This window comes from Streptomyces sp. NPDC030814 (assembly GCF_055572155.1).
Genome location: NZ_JBVIDX010000011.1, coordinates 215801 through 240874, shown reverse-complemented (window position 1 = coordinate 240874; position 25074 = coordinate 215801). Strand labels below are relative to the sequence as shown.

The 25074-nt window shown below is 70.3% G+C and carries 25 protein-coding genes; 8 read left to right on the top strand and 17 right to left on the bottom strand.

What is annotated here, in order from left to right:
- Window positions 1-101 precede the first annotated feature (101 nt).
- From afsQ1 to ACZ43N_RS24095, 5 genes are all read left to right on the top strand, one after another.
- Window positions 102-779 (top strand): two-component system response regulator AfsQ1, encoded by a 678-nt coding sequence (gene afsQ1, locus ACZ43N_RS24115; protein WP_201452638.1) that lies wholly within the window; start codon window positions 102-104, stop codon window positions 777-779.
- Window positions 776-2368, top strand: coding sequence for an ATP-binding protein (locus ACZ43N_RS24110; protein WP_468100259.1), 1593 nt, complete (start codon window positions 776-778; stop codon window positions 2366-2368). Before afsQ1 ends, ACZ43N_RS24110 begins: the two co-directional genes overlap by 4 nt.
- Before the next feature lie 86 nt (window positions 2369-2454).
- Window positions 2455-3054: a hypothetical protein gene (locus ACZ43N_RS24105; RefSeq protein ID WP_468100338.1), complete on the top strand. Its 600-nt coding sequence runs from the start codon at window positions 2455-2457 to the stop codon at window positions 3052-3054.
- An 87-nt stretch (window positions 3055-3141) separates the two neighbouring features.
- Complete coding sequence (locus tag ACZ43N_RS24100) at window positions 3142-3693, top strand: VanZ family protein (RefSeq protein WP_468100257.1); 552 nt, start codon at window positions 3142-3144, stop codon at window positions 3691-3693.
- A gap of 122 nt (window positions 3694-3815) precedes the next feature.
- A complete protein-coding gene (locus ACZ43N_RS24095; RefSeq protein WP_468100255.1) occupies window positions 3816-4016 on the top strand; it encodes a PspC domain-containing protein in 201 nt (66 codons plus the stop codon).
- Window positions 4017-4104: 88 nt separating this feature from the next.
- Here ACZ43N_RS24095 and ACZ43N_RS24090 read toward each other — a convergent pair whose 3' ends face one another.
- Window positions 4105-4473, bottom strand: a complete 369-nt coding sequence (locus tag ACZ43N_RS24090) for an ATP-binding protein (RefSeq protein ID WP_468100253.1) — start codon at window positions 4471-4473, stop codon at window positions 4105-4107.
- Between the two features lie 136 nt (window positions 4474-4609).
- Window positions 4610-5770: an adenosine deaminase gene (locus tag ACZ43N_RS24085; RefSeq protein WP_468100251.1), complete on the bottom strand. Its 1161-nt coding sequence runs from the start codon at window positions 5768-5770 to the stop codon at window positions 4610-4612.
- Window positions 5771-5883: 113 nt separating this feature from the next.
- On the opposite strand from ACZ43N_RS24085, the gene ACZ43N_RS24080 reads away from it, so the two are divergent.
- Complete coding sequence (locus tag ACZ43N_RS24080) at window positions 5884-6654, top strand: prolyl oligopeptidase family serine peptidase (RefSeq protein ID WP_468100250.1); 771 nt, start codon at window positions 5884-5886, stop codon at window positions 6652-6654.
- 56 nt (window positions 6655-6710) lie between these two features.
- Here ACZ43N_RS24080 and ACZ43N_RS24075 read toward each other — a convergent pair whose 3' ends face one another.
- Window positions 6711-7679: a hypothetical protein gene (locus ACZ43N_RS24075; RefSeq protein WP_468100248.1), complete on the bottom strand. Its 969-nt coding sequence runs from the start codon at window positions 7677-7679 to the stop codon at window positions 6711-6713.
- 83 nt (window positions 7680-7762) lie between these two features.
- Entirely contained in the window at window positions 7763-8860 is a 1098-nt protein-coding gene (locus ACZ43N_RS24070) for a LysR family transcriptional regulator (RefSeq protein WP_468100247.1), read from the bottom strand.
- A gap of 66 nt (window positions 8861-8926) precedes the next feature.
- Between ACZ43N_RS24070 and ACZ43N_RS24065 the strand changes: the two genes are divergently transcribed.
- Together ACZ43N_RS24065 and ACZ43N_RS24060 are read left to right on the top strand one after the other, a co-directional pair.
- On the top strand, window positions 8927-10228 hold the full coding sequence (locus tag ACZ43N_RS24065; RefSeq protein WP_468100245.1) for an MFS transporter: 1302 nt from the start codon (window positions 8927-8929) through the stop codon (window positions 10226-10228).
- 142 nt (window positions 10229-10370) lie between these two features.
- The gene (locus tag ACZ43N_RS24060; RefSeq protein ID WP_468100243.1) at window positions 10371-11381 is read left to right on the top strand and encodes a sigma-70 family RNA polymerase sigma factor; all 1011 of its coding nucleotides are present in this window, start codon (window positions 10371-10373) and stop codon (window positions 11379-11381) included.
- On the opposite strand, the gene ACZ43N_RS24055 is transcribed toward ACZ43N_RS24060, so the two are convergent.
- From ACZ43N_RS24055 to ACZ43N_RS23995, 13 genes are all read right to left on the bottom strand, one after another.
- Window positions 11274-11663 (bottom strand): STAS domain-containing protein, encoded by a 390-nt coding sequence (locus ACZ43N_RS24055; protein WP_468100337.1) that lies wholly within the window; start codon window positions 11661-11663, stop codon window positions 11274-11276. The genes ACZ43N_RS24060 and ACZ43N_RS24055 overlap by 108 nt on opposite strands.
- Before the next feature lie 42 nt (window positions 11664-11705).
- Window positions 11706-12983, bottom strand: a complete 1278-nt coding sequence (locus ACZ43N_RS24050) for a thymidine phosphorylase (RefSeq protein ID WP_468100336.1) — start codon at window positions 12981-12983, stop codon at window positions 11706-11708.
- A gap of 107 nt (window positions 12984-13090) precedes the next feature.
- Window positions 13091-13483, bottom strand: coding sequence for a cytidine deaminase (locus ACZ43N_RS24045; protein ID WP_468100242.1), 393 nt, complete (start codon window positions 13481-13483; stop codon window positions 13091-13093).
- Window positions 13480-14754 carry an ABC transporter permease gene (locus ACZ43N_RS24040; protein WP_468100241.1) on the bottom strand — a complete coding sequence of 425 codons (1275 nt, stop codon included), beginning with the start codon at window positions 14752-14754 and terminating at the stop codon, window positions 13480-13482. Before ACZ43N_RS24040 ends, ACZ43N_RS24045 begins: the two co-directional genes overlap by 4 nt.
- Window positions 14751-15875 (bottom strand): ABC transporter permease, encoded by a 1125-nt coding sequence (locus tag ACZ43N_RS24035; protein WP_468100239.1) that lies wholly within the window; start codon window positions 15873-15875, stop codon window positions 14751-14753. The genes ACZ43N_RS24040 and ACZ43N_RS24035 overlap by 4 nt, the downstream gene beginning before the upstream one ends.
- The gene (locus ACZ43N_RS24030) at window positions 15875-17491 is read right to left on the bottom strand and encodes an ABC transporter ATP-binding protein (protein WP_468100335.1); all 1617 of its coding nucleotides are present in this window, start codon (window positions 17489-17491) and stop codon (window positions 15875-15877) included. Before ACZ43N_RS24030 ends, ACZ43N_RS24035 begins: the two co-directional genes overlap by 1 nt.
- Window positions 17492-17719: 228 nt before the next feature.
- Complete coding sequence (locus ACZ43N_RS24025; RefSeq protein WP_468100237.1) at window positions 17720-18775, bottom strand: BMP family lipoprotein; 1056 nt, start codon at window positions 18773-18775, stop codon at window positions 17720-17722.
- Window positions 18776-19236: 461 nt separating this feature from the next.
- Window positions 19237-20295: a BMP family lipoprotein gene (locus tag ACZ43N_RS24020; RefSeq protein WP_468100235.1), complete on the bottom strand. Its 1059-nt coding sequence runs from the start codon at window positions 20293-20295 to the stop codon at window positions 19237-19239.
- Window positions 20296-20778: 483 nt separating this feature from the next.
- Entirely contained in the window at window positions 20779-22026 is a 1248-nt protein-coding gene (locus ACZ43N_RS24015; RefSeq protein WP_468100333.1) for an amidohydrolase, read from the bottom strand.
- Between the two features lie 554 nt (window positions 22027-22580).
- Window positions 22581-23276: a contact-dependent growth inhibition system immunity protein gene (locus ACZ43N_RS24010; protein ID WP_468100233.1), complete on the bottom strand. Its 696-nt coding sequence runs from the start codon at window positions 23274-23276 to the stop codon at window positions 22581-22583.
- A gap of 114 nt (window positions 23277-23390) precedes the next feature.
- Window positions 23391-23708 carry an RNase A-like domain-containing protein gene (locus tag ACZ43N_RS24005; RefSeq protein ID WP_468100231.1) on the bottom strand — a complete coding sequence of 106 codons (318 nt, stop codon included), beginning with the start codon at window positions 23706-23708 and terminating at the stop codon, window positions 23391-23393.
- Between the two features lie 2 nt (window positions 23709-23710).
- Window positions 23711-24421: a Fic family protein gene (locus tag ACZ43N_RS24000; RefSeq protein ID WP_468100230.1), complete on the bottom strand. Its 711-nt coding sequence runs from the start codon at window positions 24419-24421 to the stop codon at window positions 23711-23713.
- On the bottom strand, window positions 24414-25040 hold the full coding sequence (locus tag ACZ43N_RS23995; protein WP_468100229.1) for a hypothetical protein: 627 nt from the start codon (window positions 25038-25040) through the stop codon (window positions 24414-24416). Before ACZ43N_RS23995 ends, ACZ43N_RS24000 begins: the two co-directional genes overlap by 8 nt.
- Window positions 25041-25074 lie beyond the last annotated feature (34 nt).

Here is a 25074-nt window from a genome sequence, read left to right as displayed (position 1 = left end):
AAGAGTCGTACGGCTACGCGAACGGGACGATCGTGTGCGGGTGTCGCGTGGGAGCGCTTCAACGGTCGATTCGTGGCCATGCCATGGGCCAGAATGAGCCCGTGCCTTCCCTGTTGCTGATCGAGGACGACGACGCCATCCGCACGGCCCTGGAGCTCTCACTGACGCGCCAGGGGCACCGTGTCGCCACCGCCGCCACCGGCGAGGATGGTCTCAAGCTGCTGCGCGAACAGCGGCCGGATCTGATCGTTTTGGATGTGATGCTGCCCGGCATCGACGGCTTCGAGGTGTGCCGTCGTATCCGGCGTACCGACCAGCTGCCGATCATCCTGCTGACCGCCCGGAGCGACGACATCGACGTCGTGGTGGGTCTGGAGTCCGGTGCGGACGACTACGTGGTCAAGCCCGTGCAGGGGCGGGTGCTGGACGCCCGGATCCGCGCGGTGCTGCGGCGCGGTGAGCGCGAGGCCAACGACGCGGCGACCTTCGGCAACCTCGTGATCGATCGCGCGGCGATGACCGTGACGAAGAACGGCGAGGACCTCCAGCTGACGCCGACCGAACTGCGGCTGCTCCTGGAGCTGAGCCGGCGCCCCGGACAGGCCCTGTCCCGGCAGCAGTTGCTGCGCCTGGTGTGGGAGCACGACTACCTGGGCGACTCCCGGCTGGTCGACGCGTGTGTCCAGCGACTGCGCGCGAAGGTCGAGGACGTGCCGTCGTCGCCGACCCTGATCCGTACGGTCCGTGGTGTGGGCTACCGGCTGGACGTTCCTCAGTGACAAAGGCTCGAGGTGGGATCCGCGGCTGGTCCGCGACGCGTACGAAAGTCCAGTCCCGCATTCGTTTCACCAGCCTGCGGCTGCGCCTGGTGGTGGTCTTCGGGCTGGTGGCGCTCACGGCCGCCGTGTCGGCGTCCGGTATCGCGTACTGGCTCAACCGCGAGGCCGTGCAGAGCCGGGCGCAGGACGCGGCGCTCGAGGACTTCGAGCAGGAGCTGCAGAGCCATGTGAGCACGCTGCGCCCGAACCCGACGCAGGAGCAACTGCGCGTCGCCGCAAGGAAGATGTCGGACGGCGGCGCGCGTTTCAGTGTGCTGCTCATCGACGAGGCCGCGGACGGCCGGGCGGTGTCCGGTTCCTCGACCGACAACGCGCTGAACGGCTTCTCCCTCAAGGACGTGCCCGCGTCCCTGCAGAAGGCCGTCAACAAGCGGCAGAAGATCACCTCCGGCAACCAGCACCCGTACCACGTGTACTGGCAGCGCGTCATCGACGGCGACACCCCCTATCTGGTGGGCGGCGCGAAGATGATCGGCGGTGGTCCGACCGCCTATATGCGCAAGTCGCTGGAGAAGGAGGCGGAGGACCTCAACTCGCTGGCCTGGTCGCTGGGGATCGCGACGGGGCTGTCGCTGATCGGCTCGGCGCTGCTCGCGCAGGCCGCCGCGACGACCGTGCTGAAGCCGGTGCAGCGCCTCGGTTTCGCCGCCCGGCGGCTCGGTGAGGGCAAGCTCGACACCCGGCTGCGTGTCTCCGGCACGGACGAACTGGCCGACCTCTCCCGGACGTTCAACCTCGCGGCGGAGTCCCTGGAGAAGAAGGTCGACGACATGAGCGCCCGCGAGGAGGCGTCCCGCCGCTTCGTCGCCGACATGTCGCACGAGCTCCGTACACCGCTGACGGCGATCACCGCCGTCACTGAGGTACTGGAGGAGGAGCTGGACGCGGAGACCGGCAGCGTCGATCCGATGATCGAGCCCGCGGTACGGCTCGTGGTGAGCGAGACGCGGCGCCTGAACGACCTGGTCGAGAACCTCATGGAGGTGACCCGCTTCGACGCGGGCACGGCCCGGCTGGTCCTCGACGACGTGGACATCGCCGACCAGATCACCGCCTGCATCGACGCCCGCGCCTGGCTGGACGCGGTGGAGCTGGACGCCGAGCGCGGCATCAAGGCCAACCTCGACCCGCGCCGCCTGGACGTGATCCTCGCCAACCTCATCGGCAACGCCCTCAAGCACGGCGGTTCGCCGGTACGGGTCTCGGTGCGCCTGGAGGGCGAGGACCTGCTGATCGAGGTGCAGGACCACGGTCCCGGCATCCCCGAGGACGTCCTCCCGCATGTGTTCGACCGCTTCTACAAGGCGAGCGCCTCCCGTCCGCGCTCCGAGGGCAGCGGCCTCGGCCTGTCGATCGCCCTGGAGAACGCCCACATCCACGGCGGCGGGATCACCGCGGCCAACTCCCCCAAGGGCGGCGCCGTCTTCACCCTCCGCCTGCCCAGGGACGCCGCCCCGCTGATCGCGCAGAAACGCGACGGGGACCAGGGCGACGGCGGCACGGAGGACACCGAAGGGGACGGGCAGTGACGATACGAGAGGCGCCCGCGAAAGGCATACGCGAGCCGGCGAAACGGACGCGAGAGGGCCGAGGGCGGGCCGCGCGCGTGCGGAGCATACGGATCCTGGCCGCGGGCGGGGTGCTCACCGGGATGCTGGCGGGTTGTGGGATCCGGGCCACCCAGGTGCCCACGGACTTCGGTCCGGCACCCTCGATGGTGCCCTGCGAGTCGTCGGTGACGGACATCGCGACGCAGGCCAGCCCGTCCGGCATGCCGGTCGAGGTGTTCCTGCTCTGTTCCGGGTCACTCGTCCGAGTGGACCGCTCGGTGCGGGTGGCCGACGGCACGGACGAGGCGAAGCGGCGCGTGGTGGTGGCCCAGGGGCTCCTGGACGCCCTGGGCGAGACGCCGTCGGGTGTCGAGGACGAGGCCGGCTACCGGACCGCCGTGCCGCCCGGCATCACGGTGACCGGCCCCCGCTCGGGTGACCCGGACGACACGCTGCGGCTGTCCACCGCGCCCGACGCCCTGCCGAGGTACGCCCTCGCGCAGATCGTGTGCACCTTCGCGGACACGGCGGCGACCGGTGACAACGGCTCGGTCGTCCTGGGCAGCACCAGCGCCGAGTCGCTGCGCCGGTACGAGTGCACCTCGGACGTCCAGTCGGAGCCGGGGGCGGGGATACCGCCCTCGACGGAGGTCGCGGTTTCCTGAGGTCGGCCGCCGCCTACGGGACAGCCCTTACGGACCGCCGGGAAATCGAGCGGAACCGATCGCGCCGGAGGGCGCGTCTTGGGGGGCGTGCAGCGTCAAGGTACGAGCGGCGGTAGTGCCGCGGTCCGTGTTCGTGCGGCGGGGGGTGTCCTCCTCGCCGTACATCTCGCGGTCGTTGCCTGGATCACGCTGCGCCCGCTGGACGTCGCCTGGGTGAGCCCGACCAACATGCGGCCCTTCGCGGGGATCAGAGCGGATCTGGCGCTTGGCTGGCCGGAGGCGGCCCTGCGGATCGGCGAGGGGCTCGCGCTGCTGGCACCGCTCGGTGTGCTGCTGCCCATGGTGCACGGCAGGCTGTCGGTGTCGCCCGTCGCCTCGCTGGCCCGGTCGGTCGCGACGGGGGCCCTGCTGTCGCTGGCCATCGAGCTGTTGCAGACCGGGGTGCCGGGCCAGGTCGTGGACATCGACTCGATCCTGCTGAACACGGTCGGTGTGGGTCTCGCTCATCTCGCCGTCGTCCCGGCGGTCAGGGCCGCGCTCCGTCGCAGGGCGGAGACCCGGGTCCGGAGGGACCACCCCCGCGAGGAGCCTTCTCAGGGTCGGACCCCGACGATTCCCAGGGTCGGAATGGCTCCATAGAGTGATGCTTCGTCCGCTTCGTCACCGTAGCGTCGATGGTGTGGAAAAGAGAGCGGCGGCCGCCAGAAGGCCCCGCCCCACCGTCGGCCACGGCCGGCGCCGACGCTGACGAAGGAGCCCTCATGAGCCGCCTTGCCCGCCCCACGGATGACCGGATGATCGGCGGAGTGTGCGCAGCGCTGGCGCGGCGCTTCGGCACCTCCGCGACCACGATGCGTGTCCTGTTCCTCGTGTCGTGCCTGCTTCCGGGCCCGCAGTTCCTGCTCTACATAGCCCTGTGGACCCTCTTCCCGTCCGAGGGAAAGGCCCGCGCGGCGTGGTGACGCGTATTCGCTGACCACGCTCGTGGGGCGCACCCTGGCAGGGTGCGCCCCACGGGCGTACGTGTCGAGCGGTCCGCTCCGGCGCCGCTCAGGCGCCGCTGATGGGCAGGCCGTTCGGGCCGAGGCCCTTGGTGGGCAGCGTCTTGCCGGCGGGGAGCCCGCCGAGCAGTGGGCCGGCGGGGGCGGTCGGCCCGTCGGCGAGGGGGTCGGTGACGGTGGGCTGGGCCGACTCCAGCCCGGCGCCGAGCGCGCGCTGCCCCTGGGTGACGGCCCCGCCGGCACCCGGCAGCTTCGACGCGTTCTCCATCGGCAGCGACTGGGCGGCGGTACCCACGGCCTGGGAGGTGTCGGGAGCGGCCGGCACGCTCGGGGCGGCGTTCGCGGCGCCCGCGCCCGCGGCGGCGATGGCAGCACCGAGGGCGGCGACACCGAGGGTCTTGGCAGCAGACTGCTTCATGTTGAATGCGTCCTTGGAATGCGTTTGACGGGTGAGCGGTGTCGAAACGTAAACACCAAAGACCCGCTGGAGGCAACCATCGAAAAGCGGCCGCGTCACCCTCCGCGCGACCGCTCCCCGAAGTGATTGCTGGACGTCAATCGTTGACAGAACCGCTGGTGGAGGCCGTCTGACGGAACAACCATTCGGATTTCAACTCGGCATATCCGGGCTTGATCACGTCATTGATCATTGCCAGTCGTTCGTCGAAAGGAATGAATGCTGACTTCATAGCATTGACCGAGAACCATTGCATGTCGTCGAGTGTGTACCCGAAGGCCTCGACCAGGTGCTCGAATTCGCGGCTCATGCTGGTGTGGGACATCAGCCGGTTGTCGGTGTTGACCGTGGCGCGGAAGTGCAGCCGCCGCAGCAGCCCGATGGGATGCTCGGCATAGGAACGGGCGGCGCCCGTCTGGAGGTTGGAGCTGGGGCACAGTTCCAACGGGATGCGCTTGTCGCGGACGTAGGAGGCGAGACGGCCGAGCTTCACGGTGCCGTCCTCGTGGACCTGGATGTCGTCGATGATGCGGACACCGTGGCCGAGCCGGTCGGCCCCGCACCACTGCAACGCCTGCCAGATGGAGGGGAGTCCGAAGGCTTCCCCGGCATGGATGGTGAAGTGGTTGTTCTCGCGCTTGAGGTACTCGAAGGCGTCGAGGTGCCGGGTGGGCGGGTAGCCGGCCTCGGCGCCGGCGATGTCGAAGCCGACGACACCGAGGTCGCGGTAGCGGTTGGCGAGTTCCGCGATCTCCAGGGCGCGGGCGGCATGCCGCATGGCGGTGAGCAGGGCGCCGACGCGGATGCGCCGCCCCGCCTCCCAGGCCCGGCGCTCGCCCGCCCGGAAGCCCTCGTTGACGGCCTCGACGACCTCTTCGAGGCTGAGGCCGCCGTCGAGGTGCTGCTCGGGGGCGTAGCGGACCTCGGCGTAGACGACACCGTCCTCGGCGAGGTCCTCCGCGCACTCGGCGGCCACACGGAAGAGCGCGTCGCGGGTCTGCATGACGCCGACGGTGTGGGAGAAGGTCTCCAGATACCGCTCCAGGGAACCGGAGTCGGCGGCCTCGCGGAACCAGACGGCGAGCCGGTCGGGGTCGGTCTCCGGAAGCCGGGGGGTGTAGCCCGAGGAGTGGGCGAGGTCGACGACGGTGCCGGGGCGGAGCCCGCCGTCGAGGTGGTCGTGCAGCAGAACCTTGGGCGCCCGGCGGATCTGGTCCGAGTCCGGGGCGGTTCCGGTCCGGTCAGTCTGGTTCGTCATTTTCGCACCATATAGCCTACGCGCGTAGATCACCCGTCGGCAGGTGCCGCCGATACCCAACGGTGACCCGCAGGACGGGTGGCGTACACCATCTCTTCTGACACTGTTCTGTCATGGCGCAGCAAGCAATGCCGGTACGTACGCCCCGACTTGGGCGGACGTTCGGCCCGGAGCCGAGCACGGTCGGCGGAGTGGTCCTGCTTCTCCCGGCCGGCGACGAGGCTTCCGCCCGCAGACCCTCCCCCATGGTCGCCACCGCCTCCGTACGCGCCCTGGGCCGCAGGCTCGCCCGCGCGGGGCGGGACGAGGGCCTGGCGACCCATGTCGTGCACTACCGGTACCGCGGCTGGAACGGCACGGAGGCGCGGCTGGCGCGGGACGCCGAGTGGGCCGCGGACGAGGTGGTCCGGCGTTACGGGGACGTGCCGGTGTGTCTGGTGGGGCTCCACATGGGAGCACGCGCCGCGCTGCACGCCGGGGGGCACGAAGCCGTCAACTCCGTACTGGCGATCGCTCCCTGGCTGCCGGAAGAAGACGCCGCCGCGCCGCCCGAACCGGTGAAACAGCTCGCGGGACGGCGGGTGCTGATCGTGCACGGCACGAACGACGAGCGGGTCGATCCCGAGCTGTCGTTCCGGTTCGCCGCGCGGGCGAAGAAGACGAACCCCGGCATCTGCCGGTTCGAGGTGCACGCGGACCGGCACGGGCTGACGCAGTACCGGGACGAGGTGCACGCGCTCGCCTCGGACTTCGTGATGGGCGTGCTCTTCGGGCGGGCGTTCTCCCGCCCGGTGGAGGACGCGCTCGCCGCGCCGCCGCCGCTGGGACTGCGGATGCCGCTCGCCTCCGGCTTCGGGATGGTTCGCTCGCGGTGGGGCGGTTGAGGGGGGCTACGCGACCGAGAGGGAGCCGGGAGCTGCCTCCGCACACCCGGTGGATGTCAATGACGCTGCCGCGGGGTCCTCCAGGAGTCGCTCCAGCGGATCGGGTGACCGGATGGATCCGTGGTGAGCCAGGATCCGTCTCCGAGAGGCTGGATGTCGTAGGGATTCGTTCCGTGCGCGTCGAACGCAGCTTGCACCTGGCCGGAGCTCACCTCGACGCGGTAATGGCGGAACCACTCCTCCTCGTCCTCGGTTTCGCCGGCCAGAGTGACGATGACGGTGTCCTGGTCCAGGTAGCCGCCGCTCCATTCCACGCAGATCTCGTCAGGGTCGTGTCCGAAGTCGTCGACGGAGAGGGTGAACGTCACCTCGCCGTCCGGGCAGGTGTGAATGGCGACGTCTGCCTGCTCGTGGTCGACCGTCATGAACTGGCGTCCGTCGGGCGCCAGGTCGATGAGGCATCGGTCGCCCCAGGGATAGCGGATGAGATCCATCCGGCCCCCGGCCAGCGACGCGCGGTGGATGACCGAGCCGTCCTGCCCTTCTCCCACATCGAGGAACATCTCGTCGCCCGCCTGGTGCACCAGTTGCTGACCGCCATGCCCGACGGTGTCCAGATCCGCCTGCGCGACGACCGCTCCGGTCGTGGCATCCAGGGCGACCCACTGGTCGGGGCGGTTGCGGCCGGCCATGGCGTCAGGCCGGTAGACCCAGACCACATGTCCGTCCCACGAGAGCGCGCAGCTGGGACGGTGTCCGAACTGCTGGTCCGACGGCGGCGTGAACTCTGAGCGCCAGACCTCGGCCCCGTCTGCTGTCACGCACACGACCGCGTTCAGCGTCGTGTAGTAGACGCGCTGAAGATCAGCAGGAACCGCGTGGTCCACGACGTCGTCCTCGGCAGAAGGCCGGCAGATCATGTCGGGCGTCAGCAGACCGCGGACATCGGCAGCCAGGTCGTAGGCGCAGATGCTTCCGTCAACGAGCCGCGTGATGACCTTGAGAGGGCCAGTAGGTCGAGCCACGTCCAGAGGTTAGCCTCCGGCAGATTTTCTCACTCCGGGGCCCCTCGCCCCTGAACCGGGGCGCTCTCACCCTGGAGACATCATCAGTCATGGAGGAGGCGGCCCTTTCTCGACAGCAGGAACTTCTTGAAGGCCGCCACCGGGGGTGTGTCCGGGTGGCCGGCCAGCCAGGCGACGCCGATCTCCCGGGCCGCGCGGGGTGCGGTGACCGTCAGTTCGACGACGCCCGGCCTCGGGACGGCCGGCGGGGGCAGCAGGGCGACGCCCAGACCGGCGGCGACAAGGCCGCGCAGTGTCTCGGCCTCCTCTCCCTCGAACGCGATGCGGGGTTTGAAGCCCGCCTGTTTGCAGAGGTCGTCGGTGATGCGGCGCATGCCGTAGCCGGGTTCGAGGGTGACGAAGGTTTCGTCGGCGGCCTCGGCGAGGCGGACGCGTTTGCGGGCGGCCAGGCGGTGGTCGGCGGGGACGACGAGGCGGAGCTTCTGTTCGTCGAGGCGGCGGGCGACGAGGTCGGGGGCGTCCGGGACGGGTGAGGTGAGGCAGAGGTCGAGTTCGCCCGCGCGCAGGCGTTCGATCATGGCCTCGCCGTAGTTCTGGACGAGGCTGAAGCGGACGCGGGGGTGCTCGGCGCGGAAGGCCTGGAGGAGGCCGGGGACGGTCTCGGCGCCCATGGTGTGCAGGAAGCCGAAGGCGACCTTGCCGGTGGCCGGGTCGGCGTCGGCGCGGACCTCGTCGGCGGCCCGCTCGATCTCGGCGAGTGCGCGTTCGACGGAGGCGTGGAAGGTGCGGCCGGCGTGGGTGAGGGAGACCGTGCGGCCACGGCGGGCGAACAGATCGACACCGAGGTCCTGTTCGAGCCGGACCATGGCCCGCGACAGGGTCGACTGCGGGACCTGCATCTCCTGCGCGGCCCGGGTGACGTGCTCGGTGCGGGCGACACCGGCGAAGTAGGCGAGGCGGGGAGCGAGCCGCAGGACGATGTCCTCGATGTCCTCGCTCTCGGCGGCGACCGGGCTCCCGGCCCTCCCGGGGCGATCGGCGCCTCCGAGGCGATCGGCACCTCCGGGGCGATCGGCACCTGCAGGGTGATCGGCGCTTCCGGGGCGATCGATGGAATGGCCATGGATTTGTTCTGTGTCACTGGACTGTGACAGCCGCCGCTCTGACCTCTGCTCATGCATCACAGGAACGATTATGAGGGTTCCATGCATTGGACGGATGAGCGATGCCGTACGTAGTTTCGAGGCATGCCTTCCGCCAGTACCGGGGCGTCCACCACCGTGGACGCCGCCCCAGCCGTCCCCCGCACGCCGTCCGTCCCCACCACCCGTGAGACCGCCGCCGATTCCCGCGTGGCGCCGGGAGGTCCCGGCTACCGCCGGATGAGCCTGGCGCTGTTCCTCGCGGGGGTGGCCACCTTCGCCCTCCTCTACTCCACGCAGGCCCTGCTGCCGCTGATCTCGAACGACTTCGGAGGAACGGCGAGCACCGCGAGCTGGACGGTGTCGGCGGCGACCGGGGCGCTGGCGCTGTTCGTGCTGCCGATGAGCGCACTGTCGGAGCGGTTCGGGCGGCGCACGGTGATGACGGCGTCGCTGACAGTCGCGGTCACGGTCGGGCTGCTGGTGCCCTTCGCGCCCTCGCTGGGTGCGCTGGTGGTGCTGCGTGCGGTGCAGGGCGCCGCGCTGGCCGGGGTGCCGGCCTCGGCGACGGCCTACCTCGCGGAGGAGGTCCGGCCCAGGGCCCTCGTCACCGCGATCGGTCTGTTCGTCGCCGGCAACAGCGTCGGCGGCATGAGCGGGCGGGTCGTGACCGGCTGGGTCGCGCAGGAGTGGGGCTGGCGGGTCGCGCTCGGGGTGCTCGGGCTGATCGCGGTGGGGTGCGCGGTGGCCTTCCGGCTGCTGCTGCCCGCGCCGAAGCACTTCGTGGCCGGGTCGCTGCGGCCGGCGGTGCTGGTCCGTACGGTCCGTTCGCACCTCGGCGACCCGCTGCTGCGGCGGCTGTACGCCATCGGCGCGCTCTTCATGACCGTCTTCGGCGGTGTGTACACCGTCATCGGCTACCGGCTGACCGAGGCCCCGTTCTCGCTGCCGCAGGGTGTCATCGGGTCGGTCTTCCTGGTGTACCTGGTGGGCACGGTGTCCGCCTCGACCGCCGGGAAGCTGGTGGCGCGGCTGGGGCGGCGGGGTGCGCTGTACCTGGCGGGCGGTACGACGACCGCCGGTCTGCTGGTCTCGCTCTCCGGTTCGCTGCCGCTGGTACTGCTGGGCCTGGTGCTGATCACCGCCGGGTTCTTCGCGGGGCACGCGGTGGCGTCGTCGGCGGTCAGCCACACGGCGAAGCAGGGTCGGGCGCAGGCGTCCGCGCTGTACCAGTCGGCCTACTACGTGGGGTCCAGCGCGGGCAGCACGCTCGGCGCGGTGGCGTTCCACGCGGGCGGCTGGCTCGGGACCGTGTCCATGGGGCTGCTGGCGGTGCTGGGGGTCGTGGCGATCACCGTGGTGGGGTCGCGTGCGGCACGGGTGCAGCGGAGGCTCGCCACCGTCTGACACCTCCCCGCCCCGTTCTACGACAGCCCGCTGACCTGGCCCTCTTCCCGCTCCGGGGGCCATTGTCAGTGGGCTGCGGTAGCTTCCGGAGTGTTGGCGCGCACAGGTGCGTGTGACGGAGTGAGCCAGGGGTGGGTTGGCCATGAGTGACGGTACGGCGACGGCGACGGCGGATCTGGACGTCCGGCTGGAGAAGCACCGGGTCGAGCTGACCGGGTACTGCTACCGGATGCTCGGCTCGTCCTTCGAGGCGGAGGACGCCGTGCAGGACACGATGATCCGGGCCTGGCGGAGCTACGAGAAGTTCGAGGGCCGGTCCTCCCTTCGGTCATGGCTGTACCGCATCGCGACGAACGTCTGCCTGGACATGCTCACCGCGGGGAACAAGCGGGCTCGTCCCATGGATCTCACCGAGTCCACACCCCTCGCCCAGGCGGCCCTCGCTCCCCGCCCCGACAACACCTGGCTGGAACCCGTCCCGGACGCCCGGGTGCTGCCGACGACCGCCGACCCGGCGGAGGCGGCCGTGGCCAAGGAGTCCGTGCGGCTCGCCTTCGTCGCCGCCCTGCAGCAGCTGCCCGCCAAGCAGCGTGCCGTGCTCATCCTGCGCGAGGTGCTGGCCTGGAAGGCGAGCGAGGTCGCCGAACTGCTGGACACCTCGGTCGCCTCGGTGAACAGCGCGCTCCAGCGGGCGCGCGCGACCCTCGGCGAGGGCGGCGGCCGGGTGGCCGAGGGTGATGTCTCCGACCCGCTCGACGAGCAGCAGCAGAAGCTGCTGGAGCGCTATGTCGCCGCCTTCGAGGGGTACGACATGACGGCGCTGACGGCGCTGCTGCACGAGGACGCGGTGATGACGATGCCGCCGTTCGACCTGTGGCTGACCGGGACGAGCGACATCACCGGATTCATGACCACGCTGGGCGCCGCCTGTGCCGGATCACATCTGGTGCCCGTCGCGGTGAACGGACTGCCGGGCTTCGCGCAGTACAAGCCCGATCCGGAGAAGGGCGGCTTCACTGCCTGGGCCGTGCAGGTGCTGGAGATATCAGAGGGCCGGATCGCCGGGTTCCACTGCTTCCTGGACACCGCCCGGTGGTTCCCCCTCTTCGACCTGCCCCTCCACATCGAGGGCAAGCCCGACCAGGCGCAGTAGCGCGCACAGCGCCGGGTCGGGGTCCCTCAGCCGTATGCGGCCCCCGGCCCGTCGCGCCGCGAGCTGCAACCGGGCCAGGACGTCGACGGCGCCCAGGCCGGGCGGGCCGATCCCAGCGACGTCGCACACCACGACGCCGCCTGCCCGGTTCGCCTCCAGTCGCGCGCGTACCTCGGCACAGAGCCGAGGCACCTCGTCCCGGGTGACGGGGCCTGGCAACACGAGTACGGCGGGTGTCGTCGCATCCACGATCGGTAGACCGGAGCGGCCCCCGGAACTCATCGCGGACACGACGACAGCACAGTCGACGGCGGCGCGGTCCGCTCAGGCGATGCGGTCCAGCACGATCGGGTTCGCGGTGAACGGCGTGCCCGCGGCCGCGATGTCGTACGAGCCCTCGACGGCCTCCAGCGCGTAGGAGAAGCGCTCGGGGGTGTCCGTGTGGAGGGTGAGCAGGGGCTGGCCCTCGGTCACGGTGTCGCCGGGCTTGGCGTGCATCTCGACGCCCGCGGCGGCCTGGACCGGGTCCTCCTTGCGGGCCCGGCCTGCGCCGAGACGCCAGGCGGCGATGCCGATGTCGTAGGCGTCGAGGCGGGTCAGGACACCCGAGGACGGGGCCTTCACGACGTGCTGCTCGCGGGAGGTGGGCAGCTCCGCGTCGGGGTCACCGCCCTGGGCCGCGATCATGCGACGCCAGGCGTCCATGGCGGAGCCGTCGGCCAGCGCCTTCGCCGGGTCTGCGTCCTTCACACCGGCCGCGTCGAGCATCTCGCGGGCCAGGGCGATGGTCAGCTCGACGACGTCCGCCGGGCCGCCGCCCGCGAGGACCTCGACCGACTCACGGACCTCCAGGGCGTTGCCGGCGGTCAGGCCCAGCGGGGTGGACATGTCGGTCAGGAGCGCCACGGTCTTCACGCCGTGGTCCGTGCCCAGGCCGACCATCGTGGAGGCCAGCTCACGGGCGTCCTCGATGGTCTTCATGAAGGCTCCGCTGCCCACCTTCACGTCGAGGACCAGGGAACCGGTGCCCTCCGCGATCTTCTTCGACATGATCGAGGAGGCGATCAGCGGGATGGCCTCGACGGTTCCCGTGACATCGCGCAGCGCGTACAGCTTCTTGTCCGCGGGGGCCAGGCCGTCGCCCGCCGCGCAGATCACCGCGCCCACGCTGTCCAGGACGGACAGCATCTCCTCGTTGGAGAGGAGCGCGCGCCAGCCGGGGATGGACTCCAGCTTGTCCAGGGTGCCTCCGGTGTGGCCGAGGCCGCGGCCGGAGAGCTGGGGGACGGCCGCGCCGCAGGCCGCCACCAGGGGCGCCAGCGGGAGGGTGATCTTGTCGCCGACGCCGCCCGTGGAGTGCTTGTCGGCGGTCGGCAGGGACAGGGACGAGAAGTCCATGCGCTCCCCGGAGGCGATCATCGCGGCCGTCCAGCGGGCGATCTCGCGGCGGTTCATGCCATTGAGGAGGATGGCCATGTTCAGGGCGGCCATCTGGTAGTCGGCGACCTCCCCGCGGGTGTACGCGTCGATGACCCAGTCGATCTGCTCGTCGCTCAGCTCACCGCGGTCCCGCTTGGTGCGGATCACGGAGATGGCGTCCATCGACAACACAGTCATGGCTTTCCTTTCGAGGGTTTTCGAAAGCGACCCGGTGAGGACCGGAAAGGGCGCGGCCCCTCCGACGGTCGTCAGGAGGGGCCGCACGGGAGTCACTTGGTGAGATGGTCCGGGCCGAAGGCCTGGGGCAGCATCTCCGCGAGGGGGAGGATCCCTTCCGGGGTCTCCAACAGCAGGTCGGGCCCGCCGAACTCGTACAGCAGCTGCCGGCAGCGGCCGCACGGGACGAGGATCTCGCCCTTGCCGTCCACGCAGGTGAAGTGCGTGAGGCGGCCGCCGCCGCTGTTCTGCAGCTCCGAGACCAGACCGCACTCCGCGCACAGTCCGAGCCCGTAGGAGGCGTTCTCGACGTTGCAGCCCGAGACGATCCGGCCGTCGTCGACGAGGGCCGCCACGCCGACCGGGTAGCCGGAGTACGGGGCGTACGCCCGGGACATCGCGTCCCGGGCCACCGTACGCAGCTTCTCCCAGTCGACGGCGGTCACTTGCCCTGTCCCTTCCGGTACGGCAGACCGTCCGCCTTCGGCATCCGCAGCCGCTGCGCGGAGAGCGCGAGGACGATCAGGGTGATGACGTACGGGGTGGCGGCGACGACCTGGTTCGGGACCTCGTTGGTGACGGAGTACCAGGTGAACACCAGGGCGCCGATGACGGCGGTGATCAGGGCCGGGACGAACTTCTTGCGGACCGCCAGCCAGATCGCGCCGATGAACAGCAGCAGCGCGCCGAGCAGCAGCAGGGCGTGGACGTTCTCGGAGCCGCCGCGCAGGTTGAGGCTGTCGGTGTAGCCGAACAGGCCGGCGCCGAGGGCGAGGCCGCCCGGCATCCAGTTGCCGAAGATCATCGCGGCGAGGCCGATGAAGCCTCGGCCGCTGGTCTGGCCCTCCAGGTAGAAGGGGTTGGCGACGATGGAGAGGAAGGCTCCGCCGAGGCCGGCCAGACCGCCCGAGATGATCACGGCGATGTACTTGTACTTGTAGACGTTGACACCGAGGGACTCGGCGGCGATCGGGTTCTCACCGCAGGAGCGCAGCCGCAGACCGAAGGCGCTGCGCCACAGGATCCACCAGGTGGCGGGGATCAGGGCGACGGCGACGAGGGTCAGCCACGAGATGTTGGTGACCAGACCGCCGAGCAGGCCGGCGAGGTCGGAGATGAAGAACCAGCCCTTGGAGTTGAGTTCGGTCAGCGCGTCCGACAGCCCTGGGATGGTGAAGTCGCCGAGGGACTCGACCGGCGGGGACTGCTTGGCGGAGCCGCCCTGGTGACCCTCGAAGGCGAGGGGCGCGAGGTAGCGGGTGGCGCCGAGGGCCAGGATGTTGATGGCCACACCGGAGACGATGTGGTTGACGTTGAAGGTGACGGTGACGAAGGCGTGCAGCAGACCGCCGATCGCGCCGCCCGCGATGCCGACGAGGACACCGGTCCACGGGCCCCACTGGAAGCCGGCCCAGGCGCCGAACCAGGTGCCGAGGATCATCATGCCCTCGAGGCCGATGTTGACCACGCCCGCGCGCTCGGCCCACAGACCGCCGAGACCGGCCAGGCCGATCGGGACGGCCAGCTCCAGCGCGGTGGACATCTGGCTGACGTTGGTGATGCCGTCCGCGCCGGTGATGATGCGGACGATCGAGGTGAGTGCCAGGACGCCGGAGATGACCAGCAGCAGCACGGGCAGCGACATCTTCCGCCCGGTCCGGGCGGTCGGCTCCAGCGAGGGCTGGTTGAGGTCGGTCGCGGTGGTGCTCGTGGTCATCGGCCAGCCACCTCCTTCTTGACGTTGTTGTCCGCGCCGAGGACGTTCCCGGCGGCGAGCTCGGCGCCGACGCGGCGCTGCTGGCGGCGCAGGCCCCACTCACGGACGGTCTCGTAGGAGACGACGACCGAGAGCACGATCAGGCCCTGCATGATGACCGCGATCTCCTTGTCGTAGCCGTGGAAGTCCAGCTCCGGCGAAGCCTTGTCGAGCCAGGCCCACAGCAGGGACGCGAAGGCGATGCCGACGGGGCCGTTGCGGCCCAGCAGGGCGATGCCGATGCCGAGGAAGCCGATGCCGGTGGGGAAGTTCAGGCTGTAGGTGTGGGTGTCGCCGAGCAGGATCGGCAGACCCGCGAGGCCGGCGACACCGCCGGAGATCAGCATGGCGGTGAGGATCATCCGCTTGGGGTCGACGCCGCTGGCGGCGGCGGCGGTCTCCGAGGCGCCGGAGGCGCGCAGGTCGAAGCCGAAGCGGGTGCGGTTGATGACCACCCAGTAGCCGACACCGAGCGCGACGGCGAGAAGGACCAGGCCGTAGATCTCGCCGGCGGCGCCCATGTCGATGCCGGGCACCCAGCCGGACTCGGCCATCTCACCGGTGGTGTTGTTGTTGCCGACCTTGACGCCGAAGACGTTCGGCAGCCAGAGGTAGCCGATGACGGAGGTCGCGATCGCGTTCAGCATGATCGAGGAGACGACCTCGCTGACGCCGCGGGTGACCTTGAGGACACCGACGATGGAGGCCCAGAACGCGCCGGTGAAGATCGCGGTGAGCATCAGCAGCGGGATCTGGAGGATCGCGGGCAGGTCCAGGTGCGCGCCGACGATCGCGGTGATCATGGCGCCGAGCAGGTACTGGCCGTCGACACCGATGTTGAACAGGTTCATGCGGAAGCCGATGGCCACCGCGAGGGCCGCGATGTAGTACAGCGACGCCTGGTTGATGATCCGGACCTGGATGTCCGAGAACGACGCCTGCTCGAACATGATCGCGAACGGCTCGACCGGGCTCTTGCCGGACGCGAGCAGCACGATCGCGGTCAGCACGAAGGCGACGGCGAGCGCGAGGACCGGCCCGGCCACCGCGAGGAGCACGCGCTCCTTGTCGAACTTCTTCATCAGCGGGCCTCGCCTTCCGGAGACCCGGGAGTCTTGCCCGGGGTCTCGGGGGTCTCTGCGTGTTCGAGGTGGCCGGTGGCGGCGCCGGTCATGGCGGAGCCGAGCTCCTCGGGGGTGATGGTGGCCGGGTCGGCGTCCGCGACCAGCTTGCCGTTGTAGATCACCCGGAGGGTGTCGGACAGGCCGATCAGCTCGTCGAGGTCGGCGGAGATCAGCAGGACGGCCAGGCCCTCACGGCGGGCCTCCCGGATCTGGTCCCAGATCTGGGCCTGTGCGCCGACGTCCACACCGCGGGTGGGGTGGGCGGCGATCAGGAAACGCGGCTTGTGGCTCATCTCGCGGCCGACGATCAGCTTCTGCTGGTTGCCGCCGGACAGCGAGGCGGCGGTGACGTCGATACCGGGGGTGCGGACGTCGTAGTCGGCGACGATCCGGCGCGTGTCCTCCTGGGCGGCCTTCGGGTCCAGCCAGACGCCCTTGGCGTTCGGCCGCTCGGTCACATGGCCGAGGATACGGTTCTCCCAGAGGGGGGCCTCCAGGAGCAGACCGTGCCGGTGGCGGTCCTCGGGGATGTAGCCGACGCCCTGCTCACGGCGCTTGCGGGTGGGCCACGCGGTGATCTCGTCGTCGGCCAGCGTGATGGTGCCGGAGTCGGCGGCCTTCAGGCCGATCAGCGCGTCGACCAGCTCGGTCTGGCCGTTGCCCTCGACACCGGCGAGGCCGAGGACCTCGCCCGCGTGGATGGTGAAGCTGATGTCGTCCAGGAGGGCCTTGCCGCCGGGCGCCGCGAGATGAAGCTTGTCGACGCTCAGGACGGGACGGTCGGTGACCGTGGACTCGGCGGTCTCCGGGGTGGGCAGCTCGCTGCCGACCATCAGCTCCGCGAGCTGCCGCGGGGTGGTCTCGGCGGGGACGGCCGTACCGACCGTCGTACCGCGCCGGATGACGGTGATCTCGTCGGCGACGGACAGCACCTCGCCCAGCTTGTGCGAGATGAAGATGACCGACAGGCCCTGCGCCTTGAGCTCGCGCAGGTTGGCGAAGAGCGCCTCGACCTCCTGCGGCACCAGGACGGCGGTGGGCTCGTCCAGGATCAGGGTGCGGGCACCGCGGTAGAGGACCTTGAGGATCTCCACGCGCTGGCGCTCGGCGACACCGAGCTCCTCGACCAGGACGTCGGGGCGGACCCCGAAGCCGTACCGGTCGGAGATCTCCTTGATCGTGCGGCGGGCCCTGGCGCCGATGCCGTAGAGCTTCTCGCTGCCGAGGACCACGTTCTCCAGGACGGTGAGGTTGTCGGCCAGCATGAAGTGCTGGTGCACCATGCCGATGCCGCGCGTGATGGCGTCGGCGGGGGACGAGAAGGTCACCTGCTCGCCGTCGACCGCGATGGTGCCCTCGTCCGGCTTCTGCATGCCGTAGAGGATCTTCATCAGGGTCGACTTGCCGGCCCCGTTCTCACCGACGAGGGCGTGGACGGTGCCCTTGCGGACGGTGAGGTGGATGTCGTGGTTGGCCACGACGCCGGGGAATCGCTTGGTGATCCCGGCGAGTTCGACGGCGGTCGCCTGACCGTTGACCGCCGCGTCGGCCGGAGGGCTGCTGGACGCGTTGATGGCGCACTCTCCTGGGAAAGGGGGTCGTCTACGCGCGTAGCGCCCCTACGGCATCGAAAGGGGCGACGCCCGAGACAACGGGGTACAGGGAGGCAGACTCCCCGTACCCCGTTGAGCGGACGTAACCCCGCGGTTACCGGCGACTTCGGGGAGGTGAGGGCCGGAGGAACGGCTCCGGCCCGACCTCACGCCCCCGAGGGTCGCGTGTCTGCTCGAGGTCCTGCTGGGTCAGCTGGTCTTGACCTTGATCTCGCCGCTGATGATCTTCTCCTTGGCCGTCTCGATGGCCTCCTGGAGCTCGGTGTCGTCCTTGAACGTGGGGTTCGACGCGGAGAGGCCGACCTCACCGCTCTTCAGATCGCCCCTGACGATACCGGTCTCGGGCTTGCCGCCCTCGACCGACTGCGCCAGGTTGTACACCGCCTTGGCGACGTCCTTCATCGCGGAGGTCAGGATCGAGTCCTTGTACTTCGCGAGGGCTTCCTGCTTGTACTGGTCGGAGTCGACGCCGATCGCCCACACCTTCTTGGCGGCGGCGGCCTCGATCACGCCCTGACCGGACAGACCGGCCGCCGCGTACACGACGTCGGCCTTCTTCTCGATCTGACCCTCGGCGGCGGACTTGCCCTTGTCGGGGCTGGAGAAGCCACCCTCCTCGGCGGTCTGGGTGAGGTACTGGGTGAGCACCTTGGCCTTGGGGTTGGTGTCCTTGACGCCCTGCTCGAAGCCGGCCTGGAACTTGTGGATCAGCGGGATGTCCACGCCGCCCACGAAGCCGACCACGTTGGTCTTGGTGCTCTTGGCGGCGGCGACGCCCGCGAGGTACGAGGCCTGCTCCTCGGAGAAGACCAGGTCGGCCACGTTCTTCAGCTGGACGGTGGAGTCGTCCACGATGCCGAAGGTGGTGTCCGGGTACTTCTCGGCGGCCTCCTTCACGGCGGTCGCGTACGCGTAGCCGACACCGATGACCGGGTTGTAGCCCTGCTTGGCCAGGGAGGCGAGGCGCTGTTCCTTGTCGGCGTCCGTCTCGCCCTCGGTGGGCTCGATGTCGGCGGTCTTGTACCCGAACTCCTTCTTCGCCTGCTCCAGGCCCGCGTAGGCGGCGTCGTTGAAGGACTGGTCACCCTTGCCGCCGACGTCGTACGCGATCGCGAGGCCCTTGTCGCCGCCCTTCGCGTCCGAGGAGGAGGAGGCCTCCGTCGAGGTGCCGCCACAGGCGGAGAGGGCGAGGGCGAGGGAGGCGGTCGCTGCGCCTGCGACCGCGATGCGGGAAACCCGGCGCATGTTCTGGTGCTCCTAGTCGTACAAGCGCCGGAGGGTACTGCTCAGTGGTGCTTCACAGCGTCGGCGCTGGCTTTCGCCGAGGGTAACGCGCGTAGACCCTGGCGGGAAAGCCCCGGTTGCCCTGTTGTTATGGGGCCGTGTCGCAAGGGGGACGGGGCTGTCGGGACGCTCGGTGCGGGGTGGTTTCGGCCAAGCCGCGCGTACGGGTTCGTTGTGGCTGGTCGGGCGGTTCTCCGGGCTCCTGACGGCGCGCCCGCGGGCCGGTGCGGGGCGACCCGCGCCCGCCTCCGCCGAGCGCTCGACGGGTCGGCGCGGGCAGGGCGTCCTGTGCCGCTGACGGGCGCTCAGCGGCCGGTGCGGGACAGCGAAGCGGGCGGGTGAGGGAAAGCGAAGCGGGCGGGTGCCGCCGCACCCGCCCGCTTCAGGTCACTCTCGGGCCCCCGAGGGCCGAGGAGGTGTGACTACTCGGTCTTGACCTTGATCTTGCCGCTGATGATCTCTTCCTTCGCCTTGGCGACGGCGTCGGAGAGGCCGGCGATCTTGGCGAACTCCGGGTTCGACTCGGCCAGGCCGACACCGTCGACCTTCAGGTCGAAGGTCTGGACGCCCTTGAGCGGCTTGCCGTCCTTGACGGACTTGGCGACGGCGTAGACCGCGCCGCCGACGTCCTTGAGGGCGGAGGTGAGGATGTAGTTCTTGTAGGAGGCGAGGGCCTCCTGCTTGTACTGGTCGGAGTCGACACCGATCGCCCAGACCTTCGCCTTGGCGGCGGCCTCGATCACGCCCTGGCCGGAGAGGCCGGCCGCGGCGTAGATGACGTCGGCCTTCTTCTCGATCTGGCCCTCGGCGGCGGCCTTGCCCTTGTCAGGGCTGGAGAAGCCACCCTCTTCGGCGGTCTGGGTCAGGTACTGGGAGATGACCTTGACCTTGCCGCCGCTGGTGTCCTGGACACCCTGCTCGTAGCCGGCCTGGAACTTGTGGATCAGCGGGATGTCCACGCCGCCCACGAAGCCCACGGTGTTCGTCTTGGTGGCCTTGGCGGCCGCGACACCGGCGAGGTAGGAGGCCTGCTCCTCGGCGAAGACGAGGGACGCCACGTTGTCGCCCTCGACGACCGAGTCGATGATGCCGAACGTGGTCTTCGGGTACTTCTTGGACGCGGCCTCCATCGCCGGACCGTAGGCGAAGCCGACTCCGACGACCGGGTTGTAGCCCTGCTTGGCGAGGGACTCCAGGCGCTGCTGCTTGTCGGCGTCCGTCTCGCCCTCGGTGGGCTCGATGTCGGCGGTCTTGTACCCGAATTCCTTCTCGGCCTTCTGCAGGCCCGCGTACGCCGCGTCGTTGAAGGACTGGTCGCCCTTGCCGCCGATGTCGTACGCGATCGCGAGGCCCTTGGTGCCCTTGCTCTCGCCGTCGCCGCCGTTGCCGCTCTCGCTGCTGGTCCCACCACAGGCCGTGGCGGCGAGCGCCAGCGACGCGACCCCCACCGCGACGCGGGTCAGTTTGGAAATCCGACGCATCTTGAAGTTCCCCATCTTCTCCAAAGCCCCGCAGCCGGGTGCTCAGTTCGGCGCACATTAACGCGCGTAGACACCCAAGGGAACGGGGTTAAGCGGGACGTTATGCATTCGTGCCGCCGGTTACGTCCTCGTCACCTTCTCAGTGGTAAACACCGTAGTTGCACATCGCGGCGTTCACACCTTGTCGCGGTCCCGGGCGACCCGCACGACAGGGCGGTGACGGGTGGTGTCACGCGCCGGCGGCTCGCCCGCGGCCGGGACGGGAAGGGTGACGTATACCCACGCGGGACGTGCGCGATCGCGCACGTTCGGCCCCGTTACGGCGTCCGCCGGGCCGGTGAGCGGCGCCGACGGTGGGGGAAGCGAGCCGGAGCGGGCTGGTTGGTCCGATCGGGGTGGCCCAGCACGGGCAGCGTCGCGGGCCGCGGGGAGCGCCACCCTCGGCGTGGCGCTGCCCCTCGCGCGATCGGTGTGGGCAGACGGCTAGACCACGCCGTCGAGGACCTGCATCCGGGCGTCCAGCAGGGCGGCGGCGGTGAAGAGCTCCACGCCCACCGTGATGGCGTGCTCGTCCGCGTCGAAGTCGCCCTGGTGGAGGTCGCGGACCGTGAGGTCGCCCGGACGGCGGACACCCAGGCGGGCCATGGCGCCCGGGACGTGCTCCAGGTACCAGGAGAAGTCCTCACCACCGAGGCTCTGCTCGGTGTCCTCGACGGCCGTGGCGCCACGACGGGCGACCATGGCGTCGTGGATCAGCTCGGTGACGACGGGGTCGTTGACGACCGGCGGGACACCCCGGACGTAGTTGATCTCGGACTTGGCGCGGTGCAGGGTCGCGACCTCGGAGATCGCCTCGTGCACCAGGTCGGGAGCCTGCCGCCAGGCGTTGATGTCGAGGCAGCGCACGGTGCCGGAGAGCTCGGCGTGCTGCGGGATCACGTTCGGTGCGTGGCCGGACTCGACGCGGCCCCAGGTCACGGAGAGTCCGCTGCGGGCGTCGACCCGGCGGGCGACCAGCGCCGGCACGTCGGTGACGACGCGGGCGGCGGCCGTGACGAGGTCGGTGGTGAGGTGGGGGCGGGCGGTGTGGCCGCCGGGACCGTCGAGCGCGATCTCCAGGCGGTCGCAGGCCGAGGTGATGGGCCCGTGGCGCAGACCGATGCGGCCGGCGTCGACCCTCGGGTCGCAGTGCACGGCGATGATCCGCCCGACGCCGTCCAGCGCGCCGCTCTTGATCACGTCGCCCGCTCCGCCGGGGAGGACCTCCTCGGCGGGCTGGAAGATCAGCCGTACGGGGCGCGGCAGCTGGCCCCTGCGGTGCAGGTCGGCGAGGACGAGTCCGGCGCCGAGCACGACGGTGGTGTGCACGTCGTGGCCGCAGGCGTGGGCGCGGTCCGGGACGGTGGAGCGGTACTCGCAGTCCACCTTGGTGTCCGGGATGGGCAGCGCGTCGATGTCGGCGCGCATCGCGAGGCGGGGCCGGCCGCCGTCCCACTCTCCGATGTCACAGACGAGTCCGGTTCCGCTGTCGAGCACGCGCGGTCGAAGCCCTGCCTTCTCCAGGCGGGCCTTGATCGCGGCGGTCGTGCGGAACTCCTGGTTGCCGAGCTCCGGGTGCATGTGCAAGTCGCGGCGGAACGCGACGAGTTCGGCACGCAGGGCTTCGGGCAGGTTGCCGGGGAGGGCGGCTTCGGCTTCCCCTGGCAGATCGGCCTCGGACTCTCGGGACATCAGTTGGTTCACCCTCTGAAGGGTAGGGCGATCGAGCGACCATCTAACCCTCGATCAACAAAAAATCAGCCCGACAGGGGAAGATTTCTGGCCGCCCAACGCATACGTATTGGCAGGGATGGGTATACCCGTCCGCCTTTCGGGGCGGGCAGACCGCAGGGACGGGACACGATCGGCCGGCGCCGACGCCATGACACCGGACCGCCGTCGTCACCGGGGTGACCGGGGCGCCCTCCGGGAATGCCGGGGGTTGCCCGCGAATCCCATCGTCTAAACGTCCGGGGGTTCCCGAACGATTCCCATGTTCCACGGATACCACGTTCCGGGCTCTCTGTTGTGCTGAACCTGTCGCCGCTGGGTGACTGTTCGACTACAGCGGGCGAGACTCACCTGGTACGGGGAGGGGATGTGAGGTGAGAACTCAGGAGGCGATGGTGACCAGCGTCACGAGGTGTGCCGAGGTCGACCGGGCGTGGTGGTGACGGTAAGGGGCGACCGGTCAGCCCGCTGTGATCGCGGGCCGTGACCGGCGAGTCGTGGGCGGACGGCGGGCGTCACCGCTGGATGTGCGGCTGGGGCGGTCCGTAGTCGGGGCGGGTGGCGGTGAGGCGGTCGGCCACGTGGGCCAGCCAGGCGCTCGGGGTGTACGGGGCCGGCGGGTCGACCTCCATGCCGAGTTCGGCGACGGCGAGGGCGTAATCGGGCTCGTCGAGGTCGAGGGCGAGGAGCTCGTGGATTTCACCGGCGAGGCGGGCGGCGAGCTGGGGGTCGGTGGTTGTCCGATAGTCGTCCATGGCGGCGTCGTGGGAGTCGAACTCGTCGGGCATGTCCTGGGAGAACCAGCCGCCGAGGAGCTGGGCCATCTCGGGGAAGCGGGCGTGCCACTCCCAGTGGGTGGCGGGGACGGCCGGTGGGGGAATCCGCCCCTCCTCGACGCTGCGCTTGATGTGGTCGGCGAGGCAGTACAGCCACTGCTGGACGTCCGCCTCGGGGAGGCCGACATCCGGGATGGCGTAGAACTCGCCGAGCCGCAGACGCAGCCGGCCCGGCGGTTTGTCCGCGTACTCGCGCAGCTGCCGCTCGGCGATGGCGAGGGCCCACGGGCGGGTGTGCCAGGTGTGGCGCAGGTACGCGGTCAGGGCCTGGCTGGGCTGCTCCGCCGTGTCGTCGGCCGGCTGCCCGGCGTAGGCACGGATCACCTGGTCGAGCTCACCGTAGCGGCGGTCGTGTTCGAGGGGGCTGAAGGGCACGGTCGGCCTTACGGGGAGAGGACGGGCGGGACGGGGGCGGGTCCGCACCAGGCGTGCGGGACGAGGCGCCGGCAGGGGCGGGCCGGGCAGGTTCGGGCGACGAACCCGGTGTGCCTACAGGTAGATCGGGAACGTGGCGTGGATCAGGAAGCCGTGAGGCCGGCCGGCGTCCCGCTTCAGGATCACCCGGGCCGCCCTCACGTCCACCGGCTCCCGCCCGGCCAGCATCATCGCCTGCAGCAGCACCCTGCCCACCGGCTCCTCCCGGGATGGCCAGGACGCCTCGATGGTCAGCCGGGGACGCGTGGACTGGGCCAGCCAGCGGTGGATGAGCTGTTCGTTGGCGGTGACGACCTGCTGGGCGGCCCATTGGGCGGTTTCACGGTCGGGGTACGTCGAGGTCCTCGTACGGACGGGGAGTGCCTGGGCCACGGTTACCGCCTGGTGAGTGCGCTGGTGAACGAATACGGATGCCGGGACGGGTGATCGGGGGTCTCCGCGCACGGTGTCGAAGCGTGCGGGCCTACGGGCCCGCGGCGCTGTGCCGCCGTGGCCAGAAGGTGGACGAGGCGGGCCAGTGCCCGTGCGCCCACGTGATCGTCGGCGTATCTCCGGACCTGGACGGGGCCGACCTCGTCCAGAAAGACCTCCTCACGCGCCAGTACGAACGCCATCGCGAGCAGGGCGGCTCGCCCGTTGCCGTCGTCGAACGGGTGGAAGAAGCACACGTCGAGGTAAGCCCGGGCCGCTCGGGCCGGCAGCGGGACGTCCGTGGCGGTGGCCTGCGCCAGGCAGCGGTCGAAGTCCCCGGGTGTTCCGGCATGCAGGCCGTACCGTTCGCGTCCCCCTTTGGCGAAGGCAGGGAGGTCGCGAAAGGCGATGTCCGCGCGCCCGAGGACCACACGCTGCCACCCGGCCATGAGGTCGAAGCTCAGCGATCGCCCGGCCGCGGCGTCCTCCTGGACCGACCGCCACGCCGTACGCATCCGTTCTCCACGCGTCGGGTCACCGGACTCGTCCCGCGCGACGGCGGCGGCGTCGATCGCGTCGCGCCGCCCCCGGATCGGACCCGCCAGGTCCTCGGTCGCCTGGTTCCAGGCGACCTGCGCGCGTACGCTGAGCCAGCTCTGCAGATCGTCACGCACCGTGCTCTCCGAGAGCCTTCCGGGCACGGCCCAACGCGTTCTCATCAGGGGCGATCCAGCTCTCGAACGCCGAGTCCACCACGTCGTCCGCCAGTTCCTCGGCCTGGTCCGCCGGAAGACCGGTCGATTCCAGATACCAGGTGAGCGCCTGCGAGCATGCGCCGCGCCATGTCTCGCCGGCCCCGGTCTTCTCGACGACGAGGGTCACGACCGGCGCGACGGCTCGTTCGCGCAGCCGCCGCAGTTCCTCCTCGGGGACGTCCGGTGGCGGAGCGAACTCGGCGAACAGGGCAGCGAGTTCCTCCAGCCACGCCCGCCACTGGAGAAGCGCGCTGGTGCACCGCTGCGTCTGCCGCTCCAGTTCGGTGTCGCCGGGAGCGCCGGCCGGGAGATGCCTGATGACCGCCCCGGAGTCGCTGGAGGTGTCCGTCGCGGAGTACCAGCCGAAGGCCCACGAGCCGTAGTGCTCGGCAAGTCCCCGGGCGACCGAATGCGTCGACCACGATCCTCGTGGCCGCACCGAGTCGGGGTCCGCCGAGGAAATCACGTCGCGAACCACGTCGCGCACGTCGTCGGAGGAGAACGGGTGCGTGGCCGGATCGACGTCATGCCACGTCATCGACGCGGGGTACCAATCTGAAGTGATGACTGCT

What these genes read in the sequence shown, in the direction of transcription:
- ACZ43N_RS24015 (WP_468100333.1), bottom strand. Translation starts at nt 22,026, where the DNA reads ATGTCCCGAGAGTCCGAGGCCGATCTGCCAGGGGAAGCCGAAGCCGCC.
- ACZ43N_RS24090 (WP_468100253.1), bottom strand. Translation starts at nt 4,473, where the DNA reads ATGAAGCAGTCTGCTGCCAAGACCCTCGGTGTCGCCGCCCTCGGTGCT.
- ACZ43N_RS23995 (WP_468100229.1), bottom strand. Translation starts at nt 25,040, where the DNA reads ATGACGTGGCATGACGTCGATCCGGCCACGCACCCGTTCTCCTCCGAC.
- ACZ43N_RS24070 (WP_468100247.1), bottom strand. Translation starts at nt 8,860, where the DNA reads ATGCATGAGCAGAGGTCAGAGCGGCGGCTGTCACAGTCCAGTGACACA.
- ACZ43N_RS24035 (WP_468100239.1), bottom strand. Translation starts at nt 15,875, where the DNA reads ATGAAGAAGTTCGACAAGGAGCGCGTGCTCCTCGCGGTGGCCGGGCCG.
- ACZ43N_RS24060 (WP_468100243.1), top strand. Translation starts at nt 10,371, where the DNA reads ATGAGTGACGGTACGGCGACGGCGACGGCGGATCTGGACGTCCGGCTG.
- ACZ43N_RS24080 (WP_468100250.1), top strand. Translation starts at nt 5,884, where the DNA reads ATGGCGCAGCAAGCAATGCCGGTACGTACGCCCCGACTTGGGCGGACG.
- ACZ43N_RS24085 (WP_468100251.1), bottom strand. Translation starts at nt 5,770, where the DNA reads ATGACGAACCAGACTGACCGGACCGGAACCGCCCCGGACTCGGACCAG.
- ACZ43N_RS24025 (WP_468100237.1), bottom strand. Translation starts at nt 18,775, where the DNA reads ATGCGCCGGGTTTCCCGCATCGCGGTCGCAGGCGCAGCGACCGCCTCC.
- ACZ43N_RS24020 (WP_468100235.1), bottom strand. Translation starts at nt 20,295, where the DNA reads ATGCGTCGGATTTCCAAACTGACCCGCGTCGCGGTGGGGGTCGCGTCG.
- ACZ43N_RS24050 (WP_468100336.1), bottom strand. Translation starts at nt 12,983, where the DNA reads ATGGACGCCATCTCCGTGATCCGCACCAAGCGGGACCGCGGTGAGCTG.
- ACZ43N_RS24040 (WP_468100241.1), bottom strand. Translation starts at nt 14,754, where the DNA reads ATGACCACGAGCACCACCGCGACCGACCTCAACCAGCCCTCGCTGGAG.
- ACZ43N_RS24065 (WP_468100245.1), top strand. Translation starts at nt 8,927, where the DNA reads ATGCCTTCCGCCAGTACCGGGGCGTCCACCACCGTGGACGCCGCCCCA.
- ACZ43N_RS24055 (WP_468100337.1), bottom strand. Translation starts at nt 11,663, where the DNA reads ATGAGTTCCGGGGGCCGCTCCGGTCTACCGATCGTGGATGCGACGACA.
- ACZ43N_RS24095 (WP_468100255.1), top strand. Translation starts at nt 3,816, where the DNA reads ATGAGCCGCCTTGCCCGCCCCACGGATGACCGGATGATCGGCGGAGTG.